This window comes from Polaribacter sp. 2405UD43-2, assembly GCF_058147125.1.
Map to the genome: position 1 here is coordinate 1 of NZ_JBYVJX010000045.1, position 265 is coordinate 265.

At 23.8% G+C, this 265-nt stretch carries 1 protein-coding gene; it reads right to left on the reverse strand.

From position 1 onward, the window contains the following. Positions 1–62: 62 nt before the first annotated feature. On the reverse strand, positions 63–265 hold a 203-nt coding region (locus ACY2RX_RS14690; protein ID WP_490104728.1), incomplete at its 5' end, for a hypothetical protein.

A 265-nucleotide genomic window follows, 5' to 3' on the forward strand; every position in this document is an offset into this window, starting at 1 on the left:
TTATTATCGTTATTATCTAAATAAAACAATCCTGTATTACTACCTATATATAATGTGTTTTTCTAATTAATAATGTCGTAAACAGCACCTAACTCGCCAGAATTATCATTATAAAATGTATGACTATAATTTAAATCTATTAAGGCAATATCGTTATCTAATCCAATCCATAATTTATTATTTTTTCCCAAACCTTGACTTAAAACTGTATTATTTACTAAGCCGTTCTCTTTATTAATATGAAATAATATTTCCCCTAAATTAT